Source organism: Bdellovibrionales bacterium (assembly GCA_019750295.1).
Lineage (GTDB): Bacteria > Bdellovibrionota > Bdellovibrionia > Bdellovibrionales > JAGQZY01 > JAIEOS01.
The window spans coordinates 118,127-144,446 of the sequence record JAIEOS010000048.1 but is presented as its reverse complement, the minus strand read 5'-3'; the positions used below and the strand labels follow the sequence as shown (position 1 = coordinate 144,446).

The window sequence follows — 26,320 nt, the reverse complement described above, 5'->3', positions numbered from 1 at the left end:
ACTTTAAATTTTAATTTTTTATATTTTAAACTCGAAAAAACATGAATTGCTGCAGCTTATCCACAGATCCGGGTATCTAAGCGCCGACGCGATTGGGCGTTTTCTAAACTTGATGCGTGATTCAGCTGAGAAGAATTCAAGGCTTAAGCCTTTTTACCTTATTTCCTTTTTCCAGCTACGAACTGGAGCGCGCATAGGTGAAGTTTGCGCTCTTCATTGGGAGGACATCAACTGGGAACTTGGAACGGCTCAGATACACAGATCTGTACTATGGAGTCGTCGCAAAGAGCGTGTCACTTCGATTTCACCTCTCACCAAAACTAACACGGCAAGGGAGGTTGTGCTGGTTGCCGAGCTTCTTGGTGAACTTCGCAAATGGAAAATGATTAGTGGGAAAAATAAAGGTCTCATTTTCTGTTTGCCTGACGGAGGCCCCATTAGTTATCGCAGTGTTCAGTATCGATACGACGTGGTACTCAAAGCTATAGGATCAGACTTCCGCGCAACCCACATTCTTCGTCACTCGTTTGCTACGGATGCTCTCGCGAAGACAATGGACTTCGGCACTGTACAAGGAATGCTCGGGCACAAGACCCAAGCGCAGACAGCCCATTATGCAAAGATGACAAATGTCGCGTTGAAACGAGGAATGGCGTGTTACGAGAAAGAATTGGCCATCGAGCTAGGTAAAGCTAGGTGCGACGGCGATTGATCTCTAATGAGTTCAGTAAAAGTGTTTTGTTTTTAGATATTTAGATTTTTTTTGTTCGCGGTTTGGCGGAGAGAGCGAGATTCGAACTCGCGACACCCTTGCGAGTGTGACAGCTTTCCAGGCTATTGGATTAAACCACTCTCCCACCTCTCCGCGGTTTGAGTAGATACGATTTAATAGCATTGGGCTTGTTTTTTTGTCTACTGCGCACAAGGCCAATCGTGGGGCAAAATGCTATATTTTTACAATCGGATCGAAAATAGGGCTCATTGAGGGCGGCTCCTGTCTTGCACCATGGAAGCATAGATAACCCTAGGAGGATTCTATGGAAAAAATACGCCCCACCACCCCACCGGTGACCAAAGACGATGCGACGCTGAGAAAACCCACAAAAGAGAAAGATTATTCTCAAGAACCACCGACCGTGGAAAAAGAAGCCCCTGAGCCCGGAGAAGAGCAAGCTCCTTAAAAGGCTTGGATCTGCTTTCCGTCGGGAGAGTAGGCGCTGTCGACCCGTTGACCATCGAAGAAAGTTTGCACAAAGGTTTGCGGGCCGAATTGGTCGATGAGCTTGAGCTCTCGTCCTCCCTGAAGATACTGAAATCGATGCGCCTCATAGGTTTCACCATGAGAGACGACTTTCCTTTCGGCCATTTCGAACATTTCGACCTCCCCGTTCGTATTAAACATTCGAGAGTATCGAACTTCCGGAGTTTCCCATTCTTCTAAAAGAATTTTATCGTCGACGTAAAAACGAGTGATGGATTCTTTGTCGGAAGGTTCAATCACTTCTTTGTATTTTCCCTCCTCGAAATCCTCAAACTCAGTCACTTCGCCTTGAGCTGGAAAAACAATCGTTCGAGAAAGCTCTTGCATACGATTAAAGTAATGTTGGGACTGCACGGATTGTTTTGCGCTTTCGAGATTAAACTTTTCAGGAGGTAAAGGATGTTCGGGAACTTTTCGATGTCGTCCCTCCGTCGCATTATCGTGGGGTTGCGGCCAGATTTTCGATGCCATCGATACCCCTTTGACCTCGCGAGAGGACAACTTGGAGTAGTCATAATTTTTGTAATAGAAATAAAACGCAATGCCAATACCTACGAAAACTAGGAGGGCTCCCGGAGTGATTCTTATCCCGTTGGGCTGACTGTTACCTCTTTGAAACATGGTGATTCACCGCCCACGCCAGTGACGTTTATTGAGAGGCGGCAAACCATGTTTTTCTCGGGCCTGATCGCAACGCTCATTTCTAGTACCATCCTCAAAGGACGCCATAAATTTTCGACAAGGTGTAGGTCGATTTTCGTAAATGGAACAACTCACGTGAGTTCCTATTCGCCCCTGTAGCGCCGTGCACTTAGGATTATGCTTTGAGGACGTCCCCTTCATGCATCTTTGTGTCTCGGTCAGCTCTTCCCATTGCCCCTGCGGAACCGTAGGAATGTGATCCGTAGCCTCGGCTTCGCGCCAATAAAATGCAACACGAAAAGAAGCACAGCAAGCGCCGCAGGTCAGGCAGGGGTGAACAAACGAAACGCTCGGCTCTAAATGTGAATCCACCCCCTAATTGTCGCACAGTCTCCAATGAGCGCCAGGGGGGATGGACTTAAGTCGAGAAGACTTTTACACTAGTAAGAATGGACAGTCGCAAAGTTATCGTTAAGAACACAAAAAAATATGGGCGCGCGGTTTTTGCTAAGGAAGATATCCGGAAAGGTAGTATCATCGCCTCATTCGATGGCCCCATTTACGATGATAACTACGAACCGTGGACCGAAGACATGCTCAACCACTCCATCCAATTTGAAAAAAACAAGTGGCGAGACTCCAAAGGAATCGCCCGGCTTGTGAATCATTCGTGCGATCCCAACTGCGGGATTAAAGGTCTCTTTAAAATCGTCGCCATGAGAAATATAAAAAAGGGCGAAGAGATCACTTGGGATTACGAGATGACGGAGAAAAACTCCTGGTGGAAAATGAAGTGTCGTTGCGGCTCTCCTCTCTGCCGAAAAGTGATCGGTAACTACAGCAATATGCCGCGGGCCACCCGTAAGAGATATGCGGGCTATATCTCCGAATGGCTCGCCCCAAAGCCTAAAGGCTCCCGATAAACCGCTTATTGTGCGCCTCACAAAAGTTCTAGATCAATTTAATCAGCTTTAGGCCTCTCACTGAGACTTATTTTTTTGAATCTAGGTTTGCTCCCCATCGAGTTTTCGCCTATATTTTCAACCATCAACTGGCCATTTTATGCGAGGACTTATGAGTAAAAAACCAGATTTTATGAACTTTGCCGTAGACCATATGACGCTTCTTTTGCATCCCAAATTGTACAATGTGGCTTACTGTATTTTTCGAATTATTTTTGGCACTACCCCTGACGATCTTCTCTATGAAAAGCGCCGACCTTCGGGCGGCAAAGAAGTTTCGATGACCTTTGCAAACAGAATCGGCGAATGGCAGTCCAAAGATAAAGATGCCCTCAGCACTATCATCGCTGTGGTTCAACCTTCGGAACCCGCCAACGAATCTTCACACGTTCGCACGATGCTGGATGGGCACCAACAAGTGGCCCATTGGCAGCACATCGCACTTCGCACCCCTGATCTCATCGCTTTCCACAAGCACGCTCTAGAGCGCGGTGTCCAATTCGTCACACCGATTCTTAAAGATGAGCACGAAAACCTGATTCAAGTATTTTCCGGCGAATGGTACTTCCCGGGGAGCAAGGCCTCCGCGGTCTTTTTCGAGTTCCTTCAGAGAGATCCCAGCGATGACGCGGTTGCAGAGATCCAAAAAGCCAACAAGCAAACGTGGTTCCGTGACGAAACTTTTATGGGTCTTTACGGAGAAAAAGAAAGAGAATATCAATCTGGAAATGTCAGACCTTTTCTACCAGAAGCCCTTTTTAACAAAATTTACGAGCGCGTCGGCCAAAAGCAAGTTTGGGAAATCTCAGACAAAGACATCGGCGAGATCGAACAAATGATGATTGAGTTCACCGCTCAACAAAATAAAAAGTAATGCAAACAATAACCCATCGAATTTTAATTTTGGGCATAACTTCGATGGGTTTATTTTTAAGCCCAGTTTTATTTGGCAAAGAGAGCCGTAACGTGAACCGAACTTCCCAATTTGTCGAGCTTAAGAAGCAAGCCGAAACCATATCCGAAGAAAAATGGAAGAGTCATATCGAACCTCGGCTACCTTATGCCCAGCCCAGTGATGCTCTCTACATCTCTTGGGAGAGTCGGCTAGTTCCCCCGGTTCCTGCACAATGGCCACAGATCAATAAAGATCTTATTTTTTACGTGAGCGCCCGCGGACGGACCTCACAACTCGTTGACGGAGAGCGGGTTGGTCCCGCTTGGGGCAAGATTCATGTCAAGATTCCCAAAGCGGAATCCAAGCCGGAGCTCAAATTCGAACTTCTTACCGATCAGATCCAAATCGTAGATACTGTTGGCGTGAGGCCGTTACGTCAGAACGAGATCGTCACCCTTCAATCCAATCCCCTCGATTCTCTTTTTGCAGAGCCTTCGGCGGAAAGAGACCTCAAAGTGAAAGAGTACTTTTGCCTAGAAAAAAAAGTAGGAAACTTTCCACAAGACGTCATTCGGCGGCATGATGCTTTTTTTAAATGGTTAGGTTGTTAATTAGGCCTCAGGAGAGAGGTCCAGTGATTGAATCTTTTCGATATCGCCCACCAACCAAATTAAATCCCCTTCTTGCAACACGATCGTAGAGTCGGGGCTAAGCATACGTTCTCCGTTGCGTTCGATCCCTACGATGAGACCGTCGACCGCTTCGCGGAGACCACAATCACGAATCGACTTATTTAAGAATGGATTTTGATTTAATAAAATCATTGAAGTCAGGCCAAAGCTTTCTGCAATGGGATTGGGTTCAAAACTGATAGGAACTTCAATCAGTTTCTTTACGTTTACAAGCTGTTCATCTGTACCAATGAGAAAGATTTTGTCATAAGGCAAAACCATTTCGTCTCGACGTGGCGCCAAAATTCGCTTTTCCCCCCGCTCGATCATAGCGACAGTGACGCCAAAATCTTCCTTCATCTTTGCAGCCTGAAGAGTTTGAGCCACGAACTTTGACTGAGGAGAAAGAACAAACTCGGCAAGGGTGCCGTTCCAGGGAGCCAAATCTGGGGCTTTACGCTTACGCACCAGCTCTTCCCGCTCATTGGCGGTGAGATTCGATAGAAAACGAGCCTCGATATTTCGGTAAATCGCTTCGGAGTAACGGGTGAGAAAAAACGCACAGACCGCCATCACTACAACAAAACCCACTCCCGTGAAGGCGAGTACCGAAGTAAAATTGCTCAGTATGAAACCTGTCAGAGCACAACCAATTAAAAATTTTATGATCGCGATACCAATTTGCAAATTGCGAAGTTGGCTTGCGGTCTCGACTTTATAACTCTCGCTGTGTGCGGGTCCACCCAGGAAAATGGCCCATAAGAAGGGGGCCGAAAAAATCAATGTCATGCAACATGTGACCAGAGCGGAAATAATTGATTCCCCAAAATATCCATCGATTCGAGGCAGAGCCCAACGACTCATTCCAAGAGTAATAGCGATAACAACTACCGAGTTCAAAAGTAGTTTTAAGCCGTACTCTTGCCAAACGAGAGAGAACGTTCCCAATTGTGAACTCGATGTCATCGCCGTTTGATAACGTGCAAGGACATCCTTTAAACCTTGAGGTAACCTCTGATCTAGCCAATTGAACGCGTTATCAGAATATTTGACCATATAGGGTGTTGTAAATGTGGTGATTACAGACACGGCCACCGCAATCGGGTAAATGATGTGTGAGGTCACTTTTAATGTCATTCCAACACTGGCAATAATAAAAGAAAACTCCCCGATCTGCGCTAAGCTCATCCCGGCTTGAACAGAATTTTTTAAACTCCGCCCAGAGATCAGGGCACCAATCGTTGTGCTTAAAAGCTGTCCCACAATAATCACTACGGTTAATAAGAAAATCACACCATAATGATTTTTTAAGATCTGAGGATCAATTAACATCCCCACAGAAACGAAAAACACCGCCGAAAAAAGGTCTTTCACGGGGCGAAGTAAAGTTTCAATTCTTTTCCCTTCGCTTGTTTCTCCCAGGAGAGAGCCCATAACAAACGCTCCCAACGCCGGAGAAAACCCAATGGAGCTTGCAACAATAACCATCATCAAACACAAACCCAACGCCACGATTAAGGTGGTCTCGTTGGATAAATAATTTTTAAATTTACGCAACAGCACGGGAAGCATGTAAATGCCTAGCAAAAACCAAATGACGAGGAAGAATCCCAAATTAGCGACTGTGGAAAGAAGGGCGTAGCCCGACAAACTCTTTGTGACCGCCACCGAAGATAATATGACAAGAAGGACGATTGCAAAAATATCTTGAACGATGAGAATACCAAAGACGAGCGAAACAAAATTTTTGCCCTTGTACCCCAACTCATCAAAAGCACGAACGATGATGGCCGTTGATGAGATCGACAGAATCCCCCCCAAAAATAAACTATCCATGGGTGTCCAACCGAGAATACGTCCGACAGCATAGCCTGCAGTCATCATGGTTAGAATTTCTAAACTGGCGGTGATCACCGCCGACCGACCGACCTTCTCTAATTTCTTAAAACTAAACTCTAGTCCCAAGGAAAAGAGCATAAAGATCACACCGATCTCCGCCCAGATCGAGATGTTTTTAGTATCTTTGATGGATGGAAGGATCGGAAAGTTCGGACTGACCAACATCCCCGCGATCAGATAACCCAAAACAAGCGGCTGCTTAAATTTCTTACAGAGCAATGTGACCACGGCCGCCGTCATTAAAATAAAGCCCAGATCCTGAATGAGATAAGGAAGATGTGTCATCCATTTTTGTTTAACACCAACATCCAAAATGTTCAATTTGTTGCGAGGATCTGACGAACTTATCTAGCAAATAAAGATTCACAGCGAGGCGCACCTCCCATTTCGCGAGATGTCCACGGACTTTTCCACGGTGCGGAGATACTCACCGCCGAATCTTTAATGATGACACGTTGTATTTGGCCTTCTATTTCATGAGATTCGAGATAAGCCTTTTCCCAGGAGCTCTCGGGCTGTTGCTGGGCTCGTTGTAAAAACGAACGCAAAAAGTTTGCGGCATTCCAACCTAAGGGTTTTAACCACGTCTCAAAATTTTTATCTTTAAGAAGATCAGCATGGGATACGTGCATTGTTACCTCTTTTACATACGCACGATTCTCGGTCAATTCGACGAGAACCTTGAGCGGCTGATCTCGGAATTCGTAGTGAAACTCGAGATCAACGCGTCCACGAGAGTCCTCTCGAATTTCTTTCAAGTGTTCAATTCGCGATAACCATAATCCTAAATCGTGACGAGCAAAAACGCGTTGGAGTAAACGATCAGCGCGGCTGAACTTAAGAGTTGACTGAACCCCCCGCACGATCCCCCATCGAACCCGGCCAATAAATTTTTGAAATCGAGGACTTTTCGAATAAATCGCAAACGTGATAATGCAGAGTGGATCTAATCCGGGAACAGAAATAATTGTCCCCACTCCACCAAAAATCGCCGTGATCCATTCTGGCCATCCTTGGGATATGCTCACAGACATCGCAATCGGCCCCGATAGCATTTCGGTGACATGAGTTAAGCCAAACAGAAACACCCCATCGGTCACGAGAGTCTCGTAGGGAGTCCCGCGATGCATAGATACCCACCGATACCCATCGATGGCTTTTTGTTGAAAACGAAAATTCTCCCGCCAATTCCTTAGAAATGATCCACTTTCATCACCCTCGATGATTTCATGAGTTTTTTCGATCATCTCCGCGGCCATCCGATGTTCATGGTCTTCAGCGAAATTTGGCGACTTCACAATCTCGATCGCGATCGGATCGTTGGAGTTCTGTTGAGCAGAAATAGGAAAACTAAAAATAAAAAAAATCATCAGCACCGCAAACTTCAAGATTACTCCCTGTTTATTTGAAAGAGTCTATTAACAAGTGAGCTGTAGATTGCAATTAGATCCCGCCAATGAAAACCACGTGAAACAGTCTTGAGAGCGAATCGAAAACACCGATTAAAGTTTTTAGAGTTATTGTCGAAATCTTTCGCGATCGACGTGAAAAGGAGTTCGACAAATTTTTAAACTTTAATGTTAACAACTTCTACAATTTTCCTAACATATGAGAATGGCTAGATATTCTCCGTCTTGGCCTGGTACATTTGAGGTTTTTTGTTCACGGAGTTGGCAATTTCGCTGATATATTTCTCTGATCAAGAACGAGGAGTAGAACACATGGATTTGTGTACGAAGTTTCTGAACGATTTTTGTAAAACTATTGGTGGCGTCTCTTTAGCGATCATGCTCTCTGCTTGTCAAAAATCGGGAGGCGGTGCCTCACCGGAGCTCGAACAGGCTCTGAGTTGTCCAAACAGCAAGATGAAATCAGATCCCGAAATGATGCATATTGAAGGGAACTCATCGGCGAGCGTCGGCCAGGTCGTCCAGTACAAACTCAATAGCGATGCTCTTTGTTCGGGAGCTCAAAAAGTACTTTGGAATACTCCTGGAGCAGAAAAAGTCGCCACCGGTAACGGAGCGCTAGCTGCAAAATACCAAACACCCGGTGACTACTTCGTCTCAGCAAAACTTGTCGGTGGTGCCAACGATTCCGCAGACATGATGCAAAAGACCTTAGTGATGGGCGAACAAATTCAATTCTCAGGTCCACAGGTGACTTTTGAATATCGAGAAAATACCTTTTCACTCACCGCGCCCGCTGGCGTTACTTTGAGTTCCGTGGTTTGGAACTTTGGTAACGGCAATACGCAAACAACGACGGATTCGAGTATTGTTTATGCTTACCCAACCGTCGGGGAATACACGATGAACGTGACGGCCACAGACAGCAACGGCGTCGTCACATCAATCACCCATGACATTGCTGTTATCCCGGGAGCCGATGAACTTTTCTGTGCCGTGCAACTCACGATTTCGGGCCCATCACAGACTAATACGGGCGCGAACAATGTGTTCTCAATGTATATCCCTCCGTGCTTAAGAAGTTATATGACCGGTGTTGAATGGAAGTTTGGAGACACCACTAATGGCACTGGAGAAACCACCAACAAGATTTATGACCGGGCCGGTGATTACACCGTCGAAGCGACACTCCGATTAAATCACGTGAATCTCAAACAAGTGACCATTTCTCGCAGTATACAGGTGAACGAAGCCCCCGTAGATAATAACAAGTGCTCAACGCAAGGACAAACGCGCGAAACTGTCAGCGCCCAGTACACCGAGGAAGAAGCCTGCGGTGTTAACGGTAAAAAGATTCTCACTTACCAAGATCGTAAACAAGAATCTTGCGAACGAGTCGACACCATTCTGGATTGGGTCACTACCTCCACGGTCAAAGAGCAAATAGGAGAAGGGCCTTGTACAGGTCAATCGTGTCCCGTTCCGGGAGTTCCCCCAGCGGGAGTGTCTGGGTTACAATTTATTAATGGCCAATATTATTTAGCCGATGGCGCCTCTTTAACCTTCTTCACACAGTCCTCTCCGACGAATTCATGTGATCAGAACAAAGAAGTTCGCTTGTGCAACAATGGAGTATTGTCTGGATCAGCCACCGCGATAAATTACCAGTGTCAGTCAGGTTGTGGAGACTTTGGTCCCAACGGAACGGTGAAGACTGGTATTTTCGTGGGAACTCAATCCGTGGCGGTTCAATGTAAATTTGGTGAGCAAGGGGTGTTTGACATCTTTAACGAGATTGAAGATCGCTCATGCTCTAATGGCACCGTCAATAGCAGCAATCGTCGCCTCGGTGATCTTATCACCAAGGGCCTATGTCCGACCTACGCGTACGTAGCGACATCTGCGTTTACCGCATGTACCGCAGACTGCGGCGGTCAACAGAATCGCATTTATGAATGTCGTAATAACTCAGGACAAGTGGTGTCGGAAGATCGCTGTGCCGGGCAAGAAAAGCCCATCGAAGCTCGCATCTGTGATGGCAACCCCGAAGCGGTTCGCCGTGTAGACGTAATTACAGAAGAGGAGACCGACAACTCCAAGAAATGTCCTAAAGATCAGATCGGCGTAATCATTAATACTCGGAATGTTATCACCAAAAATACCTATGCTTGTATTAATCACGCCGTAGCGTTGGAAAGCACCGAGATTGAAAACTCGCCATGGTTAGAGGAGCGCTATTGCCGCAACTATGTCGCTCATCGATGCTCTAATGACTCATTAAATAATACCGAGGCCCATAATCGATATTTGTGGATGAAAAAATGTGCGCCGACCAATGCCATGCTCGCTGAGTTCCTCGAAAACTTTGATAATATCTCCGCAGGAAACCATAACATCGACACCTCGACTCGAAAACTCTACCCGACATTTATGAATAACGCCTTTAAGCCCGAGAAGCTTTGGGTCGCACCAAAAACGGCCAACGCGTCTTGTGATGTGCCGTCGACCGTCTACATCGCGGCCGTCTGCGTATCTTCGTGCGCTATTCCTCAGGAGCAAATTCTAGCTCAAGAGAATGCGGCCAGAGCTCTCTCCCCCGTGGCCTTCGTCGAAGCGTTAAATAAAAATCACAGTCGCGTTGGTACGATGACAGCCAATAGCGATCTTAAGAGTAAAAAACTGAAGAGTTCCAAAGTAGAACAATGGATCACAGAATTGGAAGATACGGAACAACCTGTTCTTGTCTTTACCATGAAGTCCGGTCAAACCTTGTCTGTGACTCCTAACCATCCGCTACTCCGCGCTGATGGATCTATGGATGTGGCCTCGAACTTTAAAGCGAATGATGCTCTCGTCAAACTCGGTGGAGAACTCGACCCCATCATTTCGATAGAGCCGATTCAATACTTCGGAAAAGTCTATAACCTCTTTGTGAAATCTTCCGTGCCTCAAGAAAATATTGTCGTGACCAACGGTTACCTTAACGGAAGCGCGTTCTTTCAAAACGAAGGCGCGGACAACGTAAACAAGCAACTCCTTCGATCCAAACTGACCAAAGGAATTTTTAATAAATGATAAAGCCATCCCTTCAGTTCAAAATCAAAGCTGGCCTAACGATCGTGACTCTTGCCGCCGTATTCCACCTCTGGAGTCGATCAACTCCAGAGGTGGCAGTTCCCAGTGTGGAAGCTCCACGAGCGCAAGCCATATCGGCAGGAGTCACTCCCGAGGTCGCAACTTCATCAAAAGTAGAGACTCCGTCGCCTTCGGTCGTGCGTCCTCACTTAGCCGAGGAGCTCCCTAAAATCACGCCTCATCTCGAACGGTTTTCCCACTTGCAAGTGAAGGCTCTTCGAACTAGCGATGAGGAAGATCAATGGGCAGCGATGTTAAGTAATCCGTTCATTCTTAAAAAGATGCAGATCCTGTTAGTCAGCCCCACTCAAGAGCACGTCAAACAAAAAAATCAAGCGCTCGCCTTTGTTCTCGAATCTTTAAAACGTGGCGAGAGTGAGGCGAAATTAGTCCTAGAAAGCCTGATCTCGGATCCTTGGATTGAATCCAACGAAGGGCAACGCCCTCAGCTCCAGTTTCAAGCCGAGCTCAAAGCTGAAGCCATGTTTACTTGGAGTAGTTTATATCCCGAACAATCCACACATATCGAATCTTTATTGCCCGGGCCTGTCAGTCAAAAAATTTGGCAAAATGTTGTAGCCCAGCAGGATCTGAATTCTTCCGAAAGTGAGCTTGAGCTGTAGGTCCTTTAGAGACCTAAGGCCTCGCAACGTCGTCGTCGCTCGGCCATATTGACAATCGATTTCAAGGACTCATTATAAATGGGAGAACCCCACAGGAGTCCATTATGATAACGCTAAGAAAATCTCAAGAACGCGGTCATGCCAATCACGGCTGGCTCGATGCCAACCATTCCTTTTCGTTCGCCAACTATTATGATCCCGAGCATATGGGTTTTAGCGTGTTAAGGGTTATTAATGAAGATCGTATCGCGCCCGGTATGGGCTTTGGAACTCACGGCCACAATGACATGGAGATCCTCACTTATATTGTTGAAGGCTCTCTTCAGCATCGCGATAGTATGGGAAATACAGAAGTGATTAAGCCCGGAGAGGTTCAGCAAATGAGCGCGGGGACCGGCGTTCGCCACTCCGAGTTTAACCCAGATCCCAATAAGCCCACACATCTTTTGCAAATTTGGATTCTACCAGATCGTGCGGGGTATAAGCCCAAGTACGGACAAACATCTTTTGCGGACCGTTTAAGTCTCGGTGATTTTGTTCTCACCGCCTCTCGCACAGGTCGGGACGGCTCCATTAGCCTCAACCAGGATGTGGATATGTATGTTGTGAAGTCTCCGACCGCCGGTCAAAAAACCTATGAACTCCAATCAGGACGGAACGCCTGGGTTCAGGTTGTAAACGGGAGTGTGAAGATTAATGACAAACAATTAGGTCCTGGCGACGGAGCCGCAATTACAAAAGAAAACATTCTTGCGCTGAATTGGGCCGCTCAGTCTGAGTTTATTTTTTTTGATCTGCCTTAATAAAAGTAAATCTCTCAAAATAATCTAATACCCAAGCTCGTCTTTAAAAGACGAGCTTAGTTTCAAAACATGAGCCGAAGAAAAAGAGAAGAGTTGTTCCCGTTAAAAAGTCGAGAATTCAATTGGGCCTTTTTATCAAACCAAGCATAGTTCCATGAGTGCTCGACACCGAAACTTGCATTTTTATCGAGACGAAACGAACCTCCGAGGGCCACGCTGGAGCCAAGAGTGGTTCGTGTTTTAGTGTCAGCGGCCCCCACAGTTCCGTCGTGCATTTGAACAGACAGGCCCGGTGCTATGTGAAAGTCGACTCTTTGATACGTAATGTGTCCACGAACATTAAAGATAAAACTCGTGAGACCGGGCACACCTTCGGATCTCTCCTTTGGAAGATACATCAGCCCTCCACCGACCCCCCAACATTCTCGGACGTCATGTGCTCGAACATAGCGCCCAATCCAACGTCCGAATGGTAAGGAATCACATGTAAGTACATGGCGTTGGAAGCGTGGCTCATCTCTTCGGAAGAGGCAGGGGTTGTCGTCACTGAACTTTTCGTCGCAGAATTCGAAGTTTTCGTTTTCTCTGCAGAGAATGCATTGAAAGAAAAAATAATAAATGTAAAGAAAATGAACTTCATAAACACCTCGGGAATAGCTATTGAATTTGGTAAATCTTAATTAGGGATTCAAAAAGGTTGAGCGCAAATTGAGAGCTTTGTTTGCTCTGTAACATGTGCGCGTCGTGGTGAGCTCCGGTCGCCAAGGAGAAGATCGCAAAAGCCAGCTCGTCAGGAGGAGTGTTTTGTGACAAGTGCCCCTCTTCGACCGCCATCTCGATGGCTTTACAGATCTGCTTTCGCAATTCCGTCATCCATCGCTCGATGTGTTCGCGGATGGGACCCGGTCGGCTATCGACTTCGAATGAAGCGCTGATAAAAAGACAGGTCTCTTTTTCGGAATTATGAGTGACCCAACGTCTCACAATTTCTCTTAAACGCGGTAGACCTCGAGTCGTACTCAAAGCGGGGGTAAACACTTCTTGCGAGAAAATCAATGCCGCATGATCGAGAACGGCCAACTTTAACGTCTCAAGATTTTTAAAATGAGTGATAGTTCCAGTTTTAGAAAAGCCTGCCTCAGAGGCGACCGTCCTCACCGAGATCTGTAGTAGCCCTACCTGACACGCCAATCTGTAGGCGGCCGTTACGACACTTGCTTTTGTTAACTCGGTATTACCCATACTTAATCCGAAATAAGTACAAACGTACTATGTGTAAAGTTTCTTATCTTTCACACATTCAAATCAAAATATCAACAACCACTTTCGTGATATTCATGAATTTTCTAACGGTGTCGATGCCGACCACGACGATGTTTTCACTTAAACATAAAAAATTTATACAAACAGGATCAAAGAGCCCTGAAGAAATTTTTTGACGGAAAATTGAGACGCAGTCCGTCCTCCGGAAAGCGAGTTTTACTCTTTATCATTTTTACACAAACCCTCGAAAGCCATTCATCACGAGAGAACTTGTCTTATAAAGCAACCATCTTAATAAAAGGAGCTTTATGATCAAGTCTATCATTCTCTTCGCCACTTTGCTTTCGATGGCCTCAGCACAAGCTGATCTTCAAACGACCATTGATGCGCTGAAGTCCCAGCCTTATCAGCCCGCAGGAGGTAAGCCGAAAAATAATAACGAAATTTTTAATCGTTATTGCATCGGAAATCCGGACACCGCTGAAGTGCCTCAGCCTAACTATTAAGATGAACTTGTTAAGATCGCCGCCGCTCGTATTAGTGAAACCAAAGTTCAAGCAAATCTGGCTCTTAAAAAGTTGGGTCTTGCGCAAATGGAAGATCATCTTCTTCAATCTAAAGAAATCGCCACCACACTTTCTCAGTCTAAAAACCAGCAAATCTCAAATCTCGGAAAACAACTCCTCGCCGAAGTGACGAAGTCCACGACGGAAGGTTTTACCGCGGGAACTCTCACACTCACCCAACAGATCAAAGCCGTTGCTCTTGCCGATCTTATAAAATCTATCGCTGTTCTTAATACGGAACTCCCTAAAACCCTCAAGGGTATAGATCTCCCCAAGCTCATTCAGTCGTTGAAAAATCTGGATCCACTTCTAAGAGCTCAACTCAAAGCTCCCGAGATTTCTAAAATTCGCCTCGCCGCTGAAGGACTCGGACCCATTCTCATTAAATTGCTCGTCCCTCCAAATTATAATCTGATCAGACTGCAAGCCGAAATCGTGGTCAGTGAATCGTCGAACACCACCGAAGTCAGTCTTAAAGATGCTCTCAATCAGGCTCAAAGCGTGCTCGCCAATTTCGATCAAAATGTAGGGACCGAAAATGAATGGCTCATCACTAATGCAGTTTCCGACATCGTTTACTTTGTTGAAATCTATGTCTCAGAAACCAATGGAGTCATCAGTCCCAAGTTACAACAAGCCATAGGTATTCTTAAATCCGAGTCCGCCAACTCCAGCTACTTAACTTTAATCGAGAGCATCAAAGAGGTCCTCAAAGTTGTCGCCATGAGTGCCTCAGACGCCGATAAACTCGATCAAATCCGGTACACTCTCGCTGACTTTGTCAGCGCCGGAACGAACCTCGAAGCCAAACTCGATCCCCAGGCGAAAATGTTTCTGCAAGTGCTAAAAGCAGAACTCGACAAGTATAGAAACGAAGACACGAAAAGCTCTTTAGATTTAATTGCTGAAGCCATCACTCAGCAAAACAAAAGCGACATCATCGATTACGCCGGTTCTCTTAACTACAGCTTTCAGTTCATCATCCCCCAAGTGAACGCCGTAACTCAAACGCTGATCGAAGAAATCAAACTTGAGATGACCAAATCTCAGACTCAGGAGATTCTCACGACGATGGCCGAAGCTTATAAGGTAAGCCAAGAGATCGATGGAGAAATTAACGACGAACTTCTCTATAGTCTCACCGGTGCTTCTTACTACTTTCAAGAAGAGCTTAATTTACCGGCCTCTCTTAAGGCCGTAGCAGAAAACTACGTGGCGTCGGCGAGCGTTCTCGATAGCTACACCAATCTCAACGTGATGGTGAAGCAAAGTCCTGACAAAGTCGATGCCGAGCATTTTTACTTCTACGGAGATATCCGAAGACTTTATGAACTCACGAAGTCCTCAGTCTCAGATCAAGCTCCGAAAGGTACGGTTCCAGAAGCCCACCTTTTCCTCACTCAACTGTGCGGAGAGTTCCGAGATCGCGCGACGATGATCGAGGCCAAACTAAATTGGGTTAAAAATCTTTTTATTTTAAAGGGCAATTCCGAAGCATTTACAATTGATCCGACGAAAAATGTTTGGTCTCAGATACCCGCATCGGCCTACTATCCGTATACCAGAATAAGTAGTGCGATTTGGGAAGCGAAACGCGAAGCCCAACCTCGCTACATCACGATTGGTGAATATAACGAAATCGACAATCCGGTCCCTGGATTTACCGTTTGTGAAACGAAATACATATTTTCTGAATACATCGGGAAGAACAAAGAGTTCAGCGACTACGACTCGTATGTTAAAGGGTTAGCGTCTTACTCTGCGAAATGCTCCCAGGCAGATACCGAGGACTATTATGACTTCCGTGGGGACTCTAATTTTAAACACTACTCCCCCGAGTCCAACGGAATGATTTGGTACGCAACAACCATTGGTAAAGCTTGCCGTACATCGACGACCGTAAAAAACGGGGTTACGACTTACACCAACGAAGACTGCGAAAACTATTTTAAACGACCTTTCTATTATCGTTACAACGCGGCTCGTGCGGGTCTTTCCGCATGGCTTTTCCGTGACGATCAATATCGCGATACGTTCTCTTCGCAAGGATCTATGGTGGCGATTTATCCCCATACTTCTCCAGATCTCGCACCATTCAGCTTTAGTTTTGATAATAAATCTCTCGACGATCTCTTTGCATTTGATCAAAAGTGGTTAAGTATTCCAGGGGCTTGGAACCGATCTGATATTGGAATGAATGAATACACCGGAATGGGAACGGCCAATGCAGATTTACAAATGGCCTACGAGCGTCTCCGCGATGCGGTCGATCGTCACACCGATTGGTACTCTTCGGGTTATAACGACAAAAACGGAACGATCAAAGATCAGGCTTACTCTCCCTTCGTTGCGAGCAGCTACGATATGAGTGCTTCCGACGGATTTACATCTTGCGGGATCACCGTGCAGTGTCCTCCGGATGGTCTCAAGCGTTGGATGTTTATTTTCCGTATTAAGCCACAAAATTGGTACAACCCCGCACGTATTCTTAAGGGTGAACCTCTGGACTTCGATACCATGTGGCTGGATGAAACCTCCTTCGGTATCAGCGGCCTTGCCGATAGCGAAAAAGCCTGGGATCGCCTAGGAACGCCTATGGAGGAAGAACTCGATTCTATCCTTTATCTTATCAACGTCAGCACCGAAGGCGGCTTTGAGGGCCATGGGGAGTAACCCTCTCTAAATTGAACTTCGACAAAAAAAGCCGACCTCGCGTCGGCTTTTTAGTTTCTAAAGATAAAATAAACTGCACCGACCAAACAGAGACTGGCCCATAAGTAATCTAGCTTGAGTGGCATCTTCATATAAAAATAAGTGAATCCTGCAAAAACAATCATCGTGATCACTTCTTGTAGAATTTTAAGCTGTGGGAGCGTGTAATACTGTGAACCGATCCGATTCGCGGGAACTTGCAAACTATACTCAAAAAATGCAATTCCCCAACTCACCAGGATAACGATAAACAGCGGAGACTCTTTAAGATGTTTGAGATGTCCGTACCAAGCAAAAGTCATAAAAATATTCGACAAAAATAAAAGTGACAATGCGAGCGACATTTTAAACTCCTTGTAAATTCTGCTTCGAGGAGACCGTCATGGTTTGCCCCGTCCTGGGATGGATAAACTCTAACTGAGAGGCCAAAAGCTGCAATCGCACTACGGCCTTCTTTCCGTAAACATGATCTCCTAAAATGGGAAGCTTTGAGTGGCTGAGATGAATTCGAATTTGATGAGTCCTTCCCGTCACCGGCGAACATTCGATCAGATGACGATCAGGAGCGAAAGATTTTAAATATTTAAAGTGAGTTAAAGCCTTGTCGCCCTTCTTAAAATCAATCCCAAATTTGAATAACCCGCGTGGAGCATTGATACGAGCAATGGGTCCATCAACGGACCACATCTCTCGCTCGGGCTTTTGACCTTCGGCGATGGCTAAATACGTCTTCCGAATCTTTCGATCCTTAAACTGGTCGGCAATGGATTTATTGGCCGAGGATTTTTTCGTCATGAGAACTAATCCTGCGGTGTCGCGATCCAATCGATGATGTAAGCCCACATAGGCCAATTTTTGAGGCTTAAGAAGTGTATAATGAGCAATCGCGGCCCCGTAGAGATGGTCCTCGAAGCTTTTAAGTGTTGGTTGTGTGGATAAGCCCGCGGGCTTGTCAAAGACCACAATGTCCTGATCCTCAAAAGCGATATGTTCTGGCTTTAAAACAAAAACCTCAGGCACCACAAGCGTCGTGGGAATCAGTAGAGTTGTTTGAGATCTTCCCTTGGACCGAAATGAGAGATTCTGAACATATATATCTTTAAGATAGACCTTTGTCTCCGAAAGCAGCTCCGCCGGTGGCTTTCTAAAAAAGGATTTGAGTCTTTCAAGTTCGTTAACGATCGGTTGTGAAAGGTTCCCCGCATCCACAGGGAACTGATAAAATTTTACCGGTTGTATTGAATCACCTTCTGATAAATGGTCCCAAAAATATTCTCGCCTTTATCATTAAGCATTTCGATCTTGATCGAATCACCGACTTTCATAAATGGTGTCTTAAAAGCCCCTTCGTTAATTTTTTCGATCATGCGTTTTTCGACGATGCAACTTGAACCCGCCTGAGGATCATCATTAGAAACCGTTCCACTTCCGATCAAAGTCCCAGGCATGAGATGACGCGTTCTCGCCGCGTGCGCCAGAAGTTGTCCAAAACTAAAGTGCATGGCGCCGCCATTGGCTTTTCCGAAAAACTTGTCGTTGTACTCCACATGGAGTGGTAAATGAACTCGGCCGTCCTTCCATGCTGTCCCCAACTCGTCAGGAGTGACGGCAAAAGGAGCAAAGGCTGACGACGGCTTACCCTGAAAGAATCCAAAACCCGCAGCGATCTCTTCGGGAATAAGTCCACGGAGAGAAACATCATTGATAATTACAATCAAACGGACCTTCTCTAAAGCTTGCTCGGGTGTGGAACCCATCGGAATGAAATCGGTAATGACGCCAACTTCGCCTTCGAAATCTGTTCCGTGAGAAAAATCAATTTGAGGAATATCTTCTCTTGGCGCGAGAAAACTGTCGCTGCCGCCTTGATAAATGAGAGGGACTTCGTAAAAGCTCTCGGGCATAGGAGCGTTGCGAGCCTGTCGAACCAATTTGACGTGGTGGAGAAAAGCGGAGCCATCAGCCCATTGATAAGCCCGCGGTAACGGTGAATGAAATTGATGTTCGTCGACGGGCTGAGCCTCTTTGGCCTGACCGTTATTGAGATCTTTATAAAGTTGTTCGAGCTGCGGTTGAAGCGCGGACCAATTCTCTAAAGCTTTTTGCAAAGTCGGAGCGACGGCTTTCGCACTCACATAGGTTTTATTATCGCGACTCACCACGACCAGTTCCCCATCATTCCAGCCTTGAAGTCTAAGAGTCCCTAATTTCATAAATCCTCCGTTATTGGCGCCATAATAGTGTGTTGAGGCTTACTATTCCAGACGCATATCCCCCATGTTGCAGCGCCAAAAGTCCGCTCCTAAAAACAAATGATCGACACTGCCAATTATGTAATACTTCCTCTCTATGAAGTTATACACCTATTTTCGAAGTTCCTGCGCCTACCGCGTCCGTATCGCTCTCAACCTCAAAAAGCTGCCGTACACGATGATTCCCGTTCACCTCTTAAAGAACGGGGGAGAACAAAACAGCGATGGATTTAAAAAAGTAAACCCGATGGCGCAAGTCCCATCGCTGGAGCTCGACTCGCTCACACTCAGTCAGTCTGTCGCTATTATCGAATATCTCGAAGAAAAGTTTCCACAAACACCCCTTCTCCCCAAGGACCTGGAAGAGCGGGCCATCATTCGCCAAATGTACGAGATCATCAACAGTGGGATTCAACCTCTTCAAGGCCTGGCCGTGACGCAATATCTCGATCGCGAGTTGAAAGCATCTCCAGATCAAAAAGCCCAGTGGCTGAATCATTGGATCAGCAAGGGATTAGAGTCTTTCGAAGCGATTCTCAAAAAATACTCTGGGACTTACTGCTTCGGGGATCAGGTGACGATGGCCGATTGCTTTCTCGTGCCTCAGTTTTTTGGAGCTGAACGTTTTAAGGTGGACACTCGACCGTTCCCGCTGAGCCAAAAAATTTATGATCATTGCCTCAAGCAGGACGCATTTTTCAAAGCAAGTCCGGCCCAACAGCCCGATTTCGAAGCTTAGGGAGTCAATGATTCGCCGACCAGGCGCGAATATTCATTCGCAGAAGGGTCAGAAAAATCATCAGCGCCATCGCTAGATGAATGACCGTCAGCCATGGTGGTATCTGCATCTTAAGATTCATCACGCCAATGGCCACTTGCGACAGCACAAAAAGAATTGCCCGCGAAGATAGAATCTTAAATACACGATCTAACTTTTCTTGAGCGAGTAACTTCAGCGTCCACACGAAAAGAATCAAAACAATTAAAGAGACCGCGTAGGCTCCGAGACGATGCATGACTTGGAGTCCAATAGGGCCATAGAATGTTGGAAACCATTGGCCCATACAGGTCGGAAAATCCAGACACACGGATCCAGAGTAAGTGGTCGCCACTTTTCCTCCAAGAATGATTTGAAGGGAGACCGAAACTAAGGCCACTGTCGAAAAGATTTTATAACTTAAAGGAACCACAGACTCTGAAGCCGAATCCTCTGTGAGTTTACTTTTAAGAATCACGAGAGAAGCCAAAAATACACCCGCTAAAGATAGATGGAGCGTCACAATCCCCGGCTGCAAAAGTTTAAGGACCGTGAGCCCGCCCATGATGATCTGAGAGAACAAAAGCATCGCCGAGATCCAGAATGTAAAACGTAAATGTTTATATTCCGACTTGATGTGGGCGATGATAAAACAAAAAATAAATATCAGTGCCACCAGCCCAGCAATCGCTCTGTGAATGAATTCGAGGTAAACGCCGAGGTGATACGTCGGAACTACTCGGCCGAAGCACAAGGGCCAGTCGGGACATGTCAGGCCCGCATCCATAGCCCTAACACCGGCTCCCAAAACCATTAGATCAAATGTCAAAAATATGAGGAACGAAAGAATATAGGAAAAAGTTTTTGTTTTCATAATCTGTAAAACACCAATTCCCCCCATTTATCAAAAACAGGGATAATGACAAATACAAGCACGCTGAAGGTTGTCCATAAAAAGAAAGACAACCAATTTCGGCTGCTCGGATCTTTTTGATACGTGAAAAACTCATAAACCACTTTGCAAACGAATGGCAAAATCACTACGAGATAACCAATCCATACCGAAATAAACCAGGGGGCGGCCACGGCCCAAGCCGCGTAGGCAAAAACATATAAACCCATGTGGTATAAAGTTCGTTCCTCGCCGACGACGGTGGGAAGCACAGGAATTTTCGCCGCTTCGTAATCTTTTTGATAGCGAAGAGCCAGGGCCCAGAAGTGAGGCATCTGCCACAGGAACATGAGAACAAAAAGATAAAAGCAGCCCATCGACCACTGTTGGCCATTAGCTCCGTACCCCACCAAGATCGACATCGAACCTGGAATAGCTCCGGGAACGGCCCCAAAAGCCCAGCGTCGCTTCCAAAACATGGTATAGAGCCCGTTGTACATGACTAAAGTGGCAAATAGAAAAATGAGAGTCCAAAGGCTCACCATGTAGGCAAAGAAAAAGCCGATCATCAAAAACGAAAGGCAAAGGACCGCGACGGGCATTTTCGACCACTGCCCTGAGGGAAGAGGTCTATTCATCGTCCTCGGCATCAGCGCATCGATATCGGCTTCCTGCAATTGATTGAGCGCAAATATGGCAGAGCTTACAAAGTATAAACTCAGAATGAAAAATAAGAAGTGTGTAGAATCCAAAGGTTGAATGGGCGGCAGAGATAGAAAATAGGCGGCCGTCCCCGTGAAAATCACAAAGCAAACAATTCCAAATTTCGTGAGATCAAAAAAATTCCGCACAGTCACTTCCTTCAGTGGGTACCCGGTACCTTTTGCGGATGCAGCGCATCCGCAAAAGGTACCGGGTACCCACTGATGCCGTATCTACAGTGTGCTTTGCTGGAGTGTTCTCGTCGCTAAATCTAACACACAGATAAGGAATAAGAGTATGACGAACAAAAAGCTACTCCCGATAATGTACCGGTAGATCTTCTCGTCGTATTTCAAATGCATAAAGTAACCCATAACAAGCAATGCTTTGGTCAATGCAATCGCGAAAGCTATAATTGCGTTCGCTGTGCCACCAAAATCAATGAGCTTTGCCGTAATGACCGTAAGAGCCGTAAAGAAAATCAGTATCGCGAAAATCGTAAAGTAGACTTTCAATGACATGACATGATGATCGCCGTGTCCGTTTTTTGCTGCTGCCATTTTAGCCTCCCACCAAATAAAGTAACGGGAATAAGAAAATCCAAATTAAATCCACTAAGTGCCAGAATAATCCAACGCCTTCGACTGGAGTATAGTACTTATCGCTAAATTCATCTTTCATGGTGCGGACGAGCACCCAACCGATCAGTGCCATTCCTGCGACCACGTGAATTCCGTGGAGACCGGTCATCATAAAGTAGAAGGAGAAGTAAAGACCAATATTGCTGATCCCTTCGTTATCGCCTCTAAACCAAAGCCCCGGAAGGAGACCTTCATGAATCTTATGGCTGTACTCCATGTATTTCACGATCATAAACAAAGCGCCGCAAACGATCGTCGCGGATAAATTCATCACCGCCATTTTGCGATTGTTCGTCTGACAATAGTGAACGCCTAAAGCCATTGTAAGTGAACTTGTCAAAAGTACTACCGTGTTCAGCGCGCCCAGCTTCCAATCCAAGTGATGAGACCCCGCGTGGAAAACTGCGGGGTACATGTTGTGATAAATAAAATAAGCGGCGAACAAACCGCCAAACATTAAAATCTCTGAACATAGAAAGAGCCAAACTCCCTCTTTACTGGAGAGATACTCATGCTCTGCACTATCAAAGTGATGAGCATAGTGGTGTTCGTGCTCTGCGTGAGCCATGCTTTTGCTATCTGTACTCATATGGACCTGCCGTAACAACTGGTGTTTTTTCGAAGTTTTCGTGAGGAGGAGGAGACGGTGCCGTCCACTCCAGAGTCAAACCACCCCAAGGATTTGCGGGCGCTTTAGCTCCTTTAACGATGGCATGAATAATTGTATAAAGAGCGATGATAAAGCCCACCGCAATCATCCAAGAGCCCATGGTCGAAATCTTATTGAGAGATTGATAGGCCGGAAGATAATCATGATAGCGGCGAGGCATACCCATGTTTCCGAGAATAAACTGAGGGAAAAATGTAACATTAAATCCAACGAAAATGATCACAAAAGAAATCCGAGCCCACGCTTCGTTGTACATGCGACCCACCATCTTCGGGAGCCAATAATAGGCTCCACCCATGATGGCCATCAATGTTCCGCCGACCATCACGTAATGGAAGTGAGCGACGACGAAATACGTATCGTGGAAGTGAATATCTGTCGCGAGTGTTGCAAGGTAAATCCCCGTCATACCGCCAATAGTGAAAATGAACATGAAGCCTAATGCGTACAACATTGGCGTCACCATTTGTATAGAACCACGATACAAAGTGGCCAGCCAATTGAATAACTTAATCGCCGTCGGCACACCCACGAACATGGTCAAAACTGAAAAAGTGATTCCGGTCAATTCCGACTGACCACTCGTAAACATGTGGTGACCCCATACGAGGAAACTGATTGCCGCAATGGCAATCGATGAATACGCAATCGCCGTATATCCAAAAATCGTCTTACGAGAAAACGTACAGAGCAACTCGCTGATCACACCCATGGCTGGTAAAACCATGATGTAAACTGCAGGATGTGAGTAGAACCAGAAAAAATGCTGGAAAAGCACCGGATCGCCGCCCAACTCAGGATCGAAGATTCCGATACCAAAAATATTCTCCATGGCTAGTAACAATACAGTGATACCAATGATCGGAGTCGCTAGAACTTGAAGGATCGCTGTTGAGTAAATGGCCCACACAAACAGAGGCATTCGCATCATTGTCATTCCGGGCGCTCTTAAGCGATGCACCGTCGCCACGAAGTTCACCCCGGTCAGGATCGAGGAAAAACCAGCCACAAAAACCGCAAAGGCCATGAGAACAGTCGCCGGTTTGTAGCTAATGCTATAAGGAGTGTAGAACGTCCAACCGGTGTCCACTCCGCCGAGGAACAACGTCGCAGCAGCGATGATAAATCCTGCCATCAAGCAGTACCAACTCATTAGATTCACTCTCGGGAACGCCACGTCTTTCGCACCGATCAGCAACGGTAAAAAGAAGTTCCCTAGAATGGCCGGAATACCCGGAATGATCACGAAGAAGACCATGATGGCCCCGTGATACGTCATAAATCTATTGTATTGGTCTTGAGAGAAAAGCGCGCCGTGGTTGAACAGTTCCAACCTGACCAGCAAAGCAAATATTCCGCCCAATAAGAAAAAGAACGCGACTGAAAAGAAGTACAAAATCGCAATGCGCTTGTGATCTAAAGATCCAAGCCACGACATCAAACCGCGTTTCCCGTAATGTAAGTAATCGACTCCAGCCATTTGTCGTCTCCTCTATTTAATAGTCTTAATATATTCAATAAGTGCGGTTAACTCTTCGTCATTGATCAAACCTTTAAACGTCGGCATTTTGTTCGGCTCGTAGCCTTTAACGATATGCTTGTTAGGTTCCCAGATCGATTCACGGAGATAGTTTTCGTCAGCCACCGCAGATCCACCGTCATTAAATTCGCGTTTGGAGCCCCACAGACCTTTCCATGTTGGGCCTGTCATCACTTGCCCGCCTAAGCTGTGACAACCGATACAAGCGTACTTGGCGTAGGCTTGGCGACCCTTGTCCGCCATAGAAAGCTCACCACTACCGGCCGCGCCGTCGCCCATAATCCATGCATCAAACTCTTCTTGAGAAACGACATGAACGCGCGCCAACATTGTCGAGTGGCCCGTACCACAATACTCAGTACAGAAAATCTGGAACATCCCTTTTTGTTCGGCTGTAAAACTGAGCGCCGAATATCTTCCGGGGACCACATCTTGCTTTACGCGGAAGGCAGGAATGAAAAAGCTATGGAGTACCGCTTTGTCTTGCGGGCTGAGCTTGACTGAAGTCATGATGAGCTTCACAGGCACACCTAATGGAACGACCATCGTCGCAGGAACCTGTTGGCCTTCGGCATTCACTTCCGCAGTCACGCGTCGACCGTTTTTATATTCAAATTCCCAAGCCCATTTCTTTCCAAAAACGTGAACTTCCATGGCCCCTTCGTCGAAGGTGCGCATTTTTAAGTAAATGTGTGCACCCCATGCGAAGCAAACCATAAAAATCACAAAAGGAATAAAACTCCACACAAACTCGAGGGTATGGTTGTGCGTGATGTAGGGGGTGGAGTCCTTCGCAGACCTACGTTTGTATTTAACAACGAAGAAAATGAATGCACCCATAAGGATGATGAATGAAATTACACTGGCAATCAGCATGAACCCGTAGAGATGGTTAACCTCTGCGGCGATCTTTGTTGCAGCCGGTGGCATGAAGGTATTTGCAGACGCGGTTGGTACCCACCAGAACATGATTATTAACTCCTCTGTTGTCTCATCCAAAACGGAACTAGCCAGATTAACAAAACTAGCAAGGCAAATGCTGCTCCGCCTCTCATTACATTGAAAGCGTACCAAGCGTACTTGTTCGCTTTCGGGTCGTAGCGGAAACAAAAAAGCATCACAGAATCAATGACCGAACCAATTAGTCCCTTAGATGCTTCGACAATGCTGAGTCGAAACGTCTTTGGCTCGAAGTACACCCCATGGAGATATCTAGATATCGTTCCCTCAGGAGTAATAATGACTGCTGCAGAAGCATGCGCCCATTCTTTACTTGTTTCGTCCCATTTATATTTAAATCCTATGGTATCAGCAAGCGTTTTCAAAGAGTTTTCATCGCCCGTAAGAAAATGAATCCCCTCACCTTTTTTCAGAAATTCGTACTTTGCAAGGTAGGTCAATTTTTTAGCGGCGGCCAGATCAGAATTCTCTTTAGGATCAAAGCTGACCGCCAGAATTTCGTAATCCTCGCCAGGCTTAAGAGAAATCTGCTGAAGAGAGTCCAAAACCCCGTTGAGATGCAAATTACAAAGGCTCGGGCAGTTAAAATAGACGAGACTCAAAATGATTGGGCGGCGCGGCGTTAGAAGATCACCGAACTTCCTGGGAGTTCCATCATCATCTACGAGTTGGATGGAAAGATCTTTTAAATTATGTCCTAATTTTTCATCAATCCCGATATTTCGCAGCTCTTTGGGAATTTCGTTCTGCTCTCGCTCAGTTTGAGTGGGATCGTAGGAAAACGCTGGCGGAGTGAAGAAAATGAAAATCACTCCCAATATATAGGAGCGGAGTCCTCTATTAGTTAGACGCCGGCTCGGGGTTAGGATTCGCAACTGGAGCTTCTTTCTTTTCGGGTGCCTGAATCTCTTTAAGGTCAACACCAGGATGAACAAAGGCAATGTAAACGAAAAATAGTGTCGTCACGACCATCGAAAACATGAAAGCAATCATTCCGCCACGGTTGTAATCGTCTATTTTGTAGTCTGACATTGTGATCTCCTAGTGCGTACTTTTTCTCACTTC

29 protein-coding genes and 1 tRNA gene are annotated in these 26,320 nt (G+C 46.1%); 11 read left to right on the top strand and 19 right to left on the bottom strand.

What is annotated here, in order from left to right; translation table 11 throughout:
• Positions 1–112 precede the first annotated feature (112 nt).
• Positions 113–712, top strand: coding sequence for a site-specific integrase (locus K2Q26_09850; protein ID MBY0315811.1), 600 nt, complete (start codon positions 113–115; stop codon positions 710–712).
• A gap of 63 nt (positions 713–775) precedes the next feature.
• On the opposite strand, the gene K2Q26_09845 is transcribed toward K2Q26_09850, so the two are convergent.
• Positions 776–865 (bottom strand) — tRNA-Ser (locus K2Q26_09845).
• Between the two features lie 172 nt (positions 866–1,037).
• Here K2Q26_09845 and K2Q26_09840 point away from each other — a divergent pair.
• Entirely contained in the window at positions 1,038–1,181 is a 144-nt protein-coding gene (locus K2Q26_09840; protein ID MBY0315810.1) for a hypothetical protein, read from the top strand.
• Here the strand turns inward: K2Q26_09840 and K2Q26_09835 are convergent.
• Together K2Q26_09835 and K2Q26_09830 are read right to left on the bottom strand one after the other, a co-directional pair.
• Positions 1,178–1,882, bottom strand: a complete 705-nt coding sequence (locus K2Q26_09835; GenBank protein ID MBY0315809.1) for a hypothetical protein — start codon at positions 1,880–1,882, stop codon at positions 1,178–1,180. The two genes, K2Q26_09840 and K2Q26_09835, sit on opposite strands and share 4 nt — an antisense overlap.
• Positions 1,883–1,888: 6 nt before the next feature.
• Positions 1,889–2,275, bottom strand: a complete 387-nt coding sequence (locus tag K2Q26_09830) for a YkgJ family cysteine cluster protein (protein MBY0315808.1) — start codon at positions 2,273–2,275, stop codon at positions 1,889–1,891.
• A 77-nt stretch (positions 2,276–2,352) separates the two neighbouring features.
• Between K2Q26_09830 and K2Q26_09825 the strand changes: the two genes are divergently transcribed.
• The 3 genes from K2Q26_09825 to K2Q26_09815 all read left to right on the top strand — a co-directional run bounded on the left by K2Q26_09825 (position 2,353) and on the right by K2Q26_09815 (position 4,371).
• Positions 2,353–2,826, top strand: coding sequence for an SET domain-containing protein-lysine N-methyltransferase (locus K2Q26_09825; protein ID MBY0315807.1), 474 nt, complete (start codon positions 2,353–2,355; stop codon positions 2,824–2,826).
• Positions 2,827–2,977: 151 nt separating this feature from the next.
• Positions 2,978–3,739, top strand: coding sequence for a hypothetical protein (locus K2Q26_09820; GenBank protein MBY0315806.1), 762 nt, complete (start codon positions 2,978–2,980; stop codon positions 3,737–3,739).
• The gene (locus tag K2Q26_09815) at positions 3,739–4,371 is read left to right on the top strand and encodes a hypothetical protein (protein ID MBY0315805.1); all 633 of its coding nucleotides are present in this window, start codon (positions 3,739–3,741) and stop codon (positions 4,369–4,371) included. Before K2Q26_09820 ends, K2Q26_09815 begins: the two co-directional genes overlap by 1 nt.
• On the opposite strand, the gene K2Q26_09810 is transcribed toward K2Q26_09815, so the two are convergent.
• Positions 4,372–6,615 carry a cation:proton antiporter gene (locus K2Q26_09810; GenBank protein ID MBY0315804.1) on the bottom strand — a complete coding sequence of 748 codons (2,244 nt, stop codon included), beginning with the start codon at positions 6,613–6,615 and terminating at the stop codon, positions 4,372–4,374.
• Positions 6,616–6,674: 59 nt separating this feature from the next.
• Complete coding sequence (locus tag K2Q26_09805; protein ID MBY0315803.1) at positions 6,675–7,718, bottom strand: hypothetical protein; 1,044 nt, start codon at positions 7,716–7,718, stop codon at positions 6,675–6,677.
• Positions 7,719–8,051: 333 nt separating this feature from the next.
• Between K2Q26_09805 and K2Q26_09800 the strand changes: the two genes are divergently transcribed.
• The 3 genes from K2Q26_09800 (at position 8,052) to K2Q26_09790 (ending at position 12,300) form a co-directional block, all read left to right on the top strand.
• Positions 8,052–10,814, top strand: coding sequence for a PKD domain-containing protein (locus K2Q26_09800; GenBank protein ID MBY0315802.1), 2,763 nt, complete (start codon positions 8,052–8,054; stop codon positions 10,812–10,814).
• Positions 10,811–11,497 carry a hypothetical protein gene (locus tag K2Q26_09795; protein MBY0315801.1) on the top strand — a complete coding sequence of 229 codons (687 nt, stop codon included), beginning with the start codon at positions 10,811–10,813 and terminating at the stop codon, positions 11,495–11,497. Before K2Q26_09800 ends, K2Q26_09795 begins: the two co-directional genes overlap by 4 nt.
• Positions 11,498–11,601: 104 nt before the next feature.
• Positions 11,602–12,300 (top strand): pirin family protein, encoded by a 699-nt coding sequence (locus K2Q26_09790; GenBank protein MBY0315800.1) that lies wholly within the window; start codon positions 11,602–11,604, stop codon positions 12,298–12,300.
• Between the two features lie 62 nt (positions 12,301–12,362).
• Here K2Q26_09790 and K2Q26_09785 read toward each other — a convergent pair whose 3' ends face one another.
• Genes K2Q26_09785 through K2Q26_09775 form a run of 3 tightly spaced genes read right to left on the bottom strand, consistent with a single transcriptional unit; the run spans position 12,363 to position 13,542 of the window.
• A complete protein-coding gene (locus tag K2Q26_09785) occupies positions 12,363–12,698 on the bottom strand; it encodes a hypothetical protein (GenBank protein ID MBY0315799.1) in 336 nt (111 codons plus the stop codon).
• A complete protein-coding gene (locus K2Q26_09780; GenBank protein ID MBY0315798.1) occupies positions 12,698–12,940 on the bottom strand; it encodes a hypothetical protein in 243 nt (80 codons plus the stop codon). The genes K2Q26_09785 and K2Q26_09780 overlap by 1 nt, the downstream gene beginning before the upstream one ends.
• Before the next feature lie 17 nt (positions 12,941–12,957).
• Positions 12,958–13,542, bottom strand: a complete 585-nt coding sequence (locus K2Q26_09775; protein ID MBY0315797.1) for a TetR/AcrR family transcriptional regulator — start codon at positions 13,540–13,542, stop codon at positions 12,958–12,960.
• A gap of 329 nt (positions 13,543–13,871) precedes the next feature.
• On the opposite strand from K2Q26_09775, the gene K2Q26_09770 reads away from it, so the two are divergent.
• Both K2Q26_09770 and K2Q26_09765 read left to right on the top strand, forming a co-directional pair.
• The gene (locus K2Q26_09770; GenBank protein ID MBY0315796.1) at positions 13,872–14,069 is read left to right on the top strand and encodes a hypothetical protein; all 198 of its coding nucleotides are present in this window, start codon (positions 13,872–13,874) and stop codon (positions 14,067–14,069) included.
• Positions 14,070–14,156: 87 nt separating this feature from the next.
• A complete protein-coding gene (locus K2Q26_09765) occupies positions 14,157–16,802 on the top strand; it encodes a hypothetical protein (protein ID MBY0315795.1) in 2,646 nt (881 codons plus the stop codon).
• Between the two features lie 50 nt (positions 16,803–16,852).
• Here the strand turns inward: K2Q26_09765 and K2Q26_09760 are convergent, their stop codons facing one another.
• From K2Q26_09760 to K2Q26_09750, 3 genes are read right to left on the bottom strand one after another with little or no spacing between them, the layout of a single operon-like run.
• Positions 16,853–17,185, bottom strand: a complete 333-nt coding sequence (locus K2Q26_09760) for a DMT family protein (GenBank protein ID MBY0315794.1) — start codon at positions 17,183–17,185, stop codon at positions 16,853–16,855.
• Position 17,186: 1 nt separating this feature from the next.
• Positions 17,187–18,050, bottom strand: coding sequence for an RluA family pseudouridine synthase (locus K2Q26_09755; protein ID MBY0315793.1), 864 nt, complete (start codon positions 18,048–18,050; stop codon positions 17,187–17,189).
• 17 nt (positions 18,051–18,067) lie between these two features.
• The gene (locus tag K2Q26_09750; GenBank protein MBY0315792.1) at positions 18,068–19,054 is read right to left on the bottom strand and encodes a fumarylacetoacetate hydrolase family protein; all 987 of its coding nucleotides are present in this window, start codon (positions 19,052–19,054) and stop codon (positions 18,068–18,070) included.
• Between the two features lie 136 nt (positions 19,055–19,190).
• Here K2Q26_09750 and maiA point away from each other — a divergent pair, with 136 nt between their 5' ends.
• Positions 19,191–19,832 carry a maleylacetoacetate isomerase gene (gene maiA / locus K2Q26_09745; protein ID MBY0315791.1) on the top strand — a complete coding sequence of 214 codons (642 nt, stop codon included), beginning with the start codon at positions 19,191–19,193 and terminating at the stop codon, positions 19,830–19,832.
• 4 nt (positions 19,833–19,836) lie between these two features.
• On the opposite strand, the gene K2Q26_09740 is transcribed toward maiA, so the two are convergent.
• The 8 genes from K2Q26_09740 to K2Q26_09705 all read right to left on the bottom strand — a co-directional run bounded on the left by K2Q26_09740 (position 19,837) and on the right by K2Q26_09705 (position 26,287).
• Complete coding sequence (locus tag K2Q26_09740; protein MBY0315790.1) at positions 19,837–20,724, bottom strand: COX15/CtaA family protein; 888 nt, start codon at positions 20,722–20,724, stop codon at positions 19,837–19,839.
• Positions 20,721–21,593 carry a protoheme IX farnesyltransferase gene (locus K2Q26_09735; protein ID MBY0315789.1) on the bottom strand — a complete coding sequence of 291 codons (873 nt, stop codon included), beginning with the start codon at positions 21,591–21,593 and terminating at the stop codon, positions 20,721–20,723. Before K2Q26_09735 ends, K2Q26_09740 begins: the two co-directional genes overlap by 4 nt.
• Before the next feature lie 84 nt (positions 21,594–21,677).
• Entirely contained in the window at positions 21,678–22,004 is a 327-nt protein-coding gene (locus K2Q26_09730; GenBank protein ID MBY0315788.1) for a cytochrome C oxidase subunit IV family protein, read from the bottom strand.
• A 1-nt stretch (position 22,005) separates the two neighbouring features.
• On the bottom strand, positions 22,006–22,674 hold the full coding sequence (locus K2Q26_09725) for a cytochrome c oxidase subunit 3 family protein (GenBank protein ID MBY0315787.1): 669 nt from the start codon (positions 22,672–22,674) through the stop codon (positions 22,006–22,008).
• The gene (ctaD, locus tag K2Q26_09720) at positions 22,661–24,235 is read right to left on the bottom strand and encodes a cytochrome c oxidase subunit I (protein MBY0315786.1); all 1,575 of its coding nucleotides are present in this window, start codon (positions 24,233–24,235) and stop codon (positions 22,661–22,663) included. The genes K2Q26_09725 and ctaD overlap by 14 nt, the downstream gene beginning before the upstream one ends.
• Before the next feature lie 12 nt (positions 24,236–24,247).
• Entirely contained in the window at positions 24,248–25,264 is a 1,017-nt protein-coding gene (gene coxB, locus K2Q26_09715) for a cytochrome c oxidase subunit II (protein ID MBY0315785.1), read from the bottom strand.
• A gap of 5 nt (positions 25,265–25,269) precedes the next feature.
• A complete protein-coding gene (locus K2Q26_09710) occupies positions 25,270–26,067 on the bottom strand; it encodes an SCO family protein (GenBank protein MBY0315784.1) in 798 nt (265 codons plus the stop codon).
• A 28-nt stretch (positions 26,068–26,095) separates the two neighbouring features.
• Positions 26,096–26,287, bottom strand: coding sequence for a hypothetical protein (locus tag K2Q26_09705; protein ID MBY0315783.1), 192 nt, complete (start codon positions 26,285–26,287; stop codon positions 26,096–26,098).
• Between the last annotated feature and the right edge of the window lie 33 nt (positions 26,288–26,320).

Excerpts from the sequence above, each read along its gene's own strand:
- K2Q26_09815 (MBY0315805.1), top strand. The coding sequence starts at position 3,739 with ATGCAAACAATAACCCATCGAATTTTAATTTTGGGCATAACTTCGATG.
- K2Q26_09770 (MBY0315796.1), top strand. The coding sequence starts at position 13,872 with ATGATCAAGTCTATCATTCTCTTCGCCACTTTGCTTTCGATGGCCTCA.
- K2Q26_09850 (MBY0315811.1), top strand. The coding sequence starts at position 113 with ATGCGTGATTCAGCTGAGAAGAATTCAAGGCTTAAGCCTTTTTACCTT.
- K2Q26_09785 (MBY0315799.1), bottom strand. The coding sequence starts at position 12,698 with ATGTATCTTCCAAAGGAGAGATCCGAAGGTGTGCCCGGTCTCACGAGT.
- K2Q26_09795 (MBY0315801.1), top strand. The coding sequence starts at position 10,811 with ATGATAAAGCCATCCCTTCAGTTCAAAATCAAAGCTGGCCTAACGATC.
- K2Q26_09750 (MBY0315792.1), bottom strand. The coding sequence starts at position 19,054 with ATGAAATTAGGGACTCTTAGACTTCAAGGCTGGAATGATGGGGAACTG.
- K2Q26_09760 (MBY0315794.1), bottom strand. The coding sequence starts at position 17,185 with ATGTCGCTCGCATTGTCACTTTTATTTTTGTCGAATATTTTTATGACT.
- K2Q26_09730 (MBY0315788.1), bottom strand. The coding sequence starts at position 22,004 with ATGGCAGCAGCAAAAAACGGACACGGCGATCATCATGTCATGTCATTG.
- K2Q26_09725 (MBY0315787.1), bottom strand. The coding sequence starts at position 22,674 with ATGAGTACAGATAGCAAAAGCATGGCTCACGCAGAGCACGAACACCAC.
- K2Q26_09825 (MBY0315807.1), top strand. The coding sequence starts at position 2,353 with ATGGACAGTCGCAAAGTTATCGTTAAGAACACAAAAAAATATGGGCGC.
- K2Q26_09820 (MBY0315806.1), top strand. The coding sequence starts at position 2,978 with ATGAGTAAAAAACCAGATTTTATGAACTTTGCCGTAGACCATATGACG.
- K2Q26_09705 (MBY0315783.1), bottom strand. The coding sequence starts at position 26,287 with ATGTCAGACTACAAAATAGACGATTACAACCGTGGCGGAATGATTGCT.
- K2Q26_09790 (MBY0315800.1), top strand. The coding sequence starts at position 11,602 with ATGATAACGCTAAGAAAATCTCAAGAACGCGGTCATGCCAATCACGGC.
- K2Q26_09765 (MBY0315795.1), top strand. The coding sequence starts at position 14,157 with ATGGAAGATCATCTTCTTCAATCTAAAGAAATCGCCACCACACTTTCT.
- K2Q26_09835 (MBY0315809.1), bottom strand. The coding sequence starts at position 1,882 with ATGTTTCAAAGAGGTAACAGTCAGCCCAACGGGATAAGAATCACTCCG.
- ctaD (MBY0315786.1), bottom strand. The coding sequence starts at position 24,235 with ATGGCTGGAGTCGATTACTTACATTACGGGAAACGCGGTTTGATGTCG.
- K2Q26_09810 (MBY0315804.1), bottom strand. The coding sequence starts at position 6,615 with ATGACACATCTTCCTTATCTCATTCAGGATCTGGGCTTTATTTTAATG.
- K2Q26_09780 (MBY0315798.1), bottom strand. The coding sequence starts at position 12,940 with ATGAAGTTCATTTTCTTTACATTTATTATTTTTTCTTTCAATGCATTC.
- K2Q26_09775 (MBY0315797.1), bottom strand. The coding sequence starts at position 13,542 with ATGGGTAATACCGAGTTAACAAAAGCAAGTGTCGTAACGGCCGCCTAC.
- maiA (MBY0315791.1), top strand. The coding sequence starts at position 19,191 with ATGAAGTTATACACCTATTTTCGAAGTTCCTGCGCCTACCGCGTCCGT.
- coxB (MBY0315785.1), bottom strand. The coding sequence starts at position 25,264 with ATGTTCTGGTGGGTACCAACCGCGTCTGCAAATACCTTCATGCCACCG.
- K2Q26_09740 (MBY0315790.1), bottom strand. The coding sequence starts at position 20,724 with ATGAAAACAAAAACTTTTTCCTATATTCTTTCGTTCCTCATATTTTTG.
- K2Q26_09840 (MBY0315810.1), top strand. The coding sequence starts at position 1,038 with ATGGAAAAAATACGCCCCACCACCCCACCGGTGACCAAAGACGATGCG.
- K2Q26_09800 (MBY0315802.1), top strand. The coding sequence starts at position 8,052 with ATGGATTTGTGTACGAAGTTTCTGAACGATTTTTGTAAAACTATTGGT.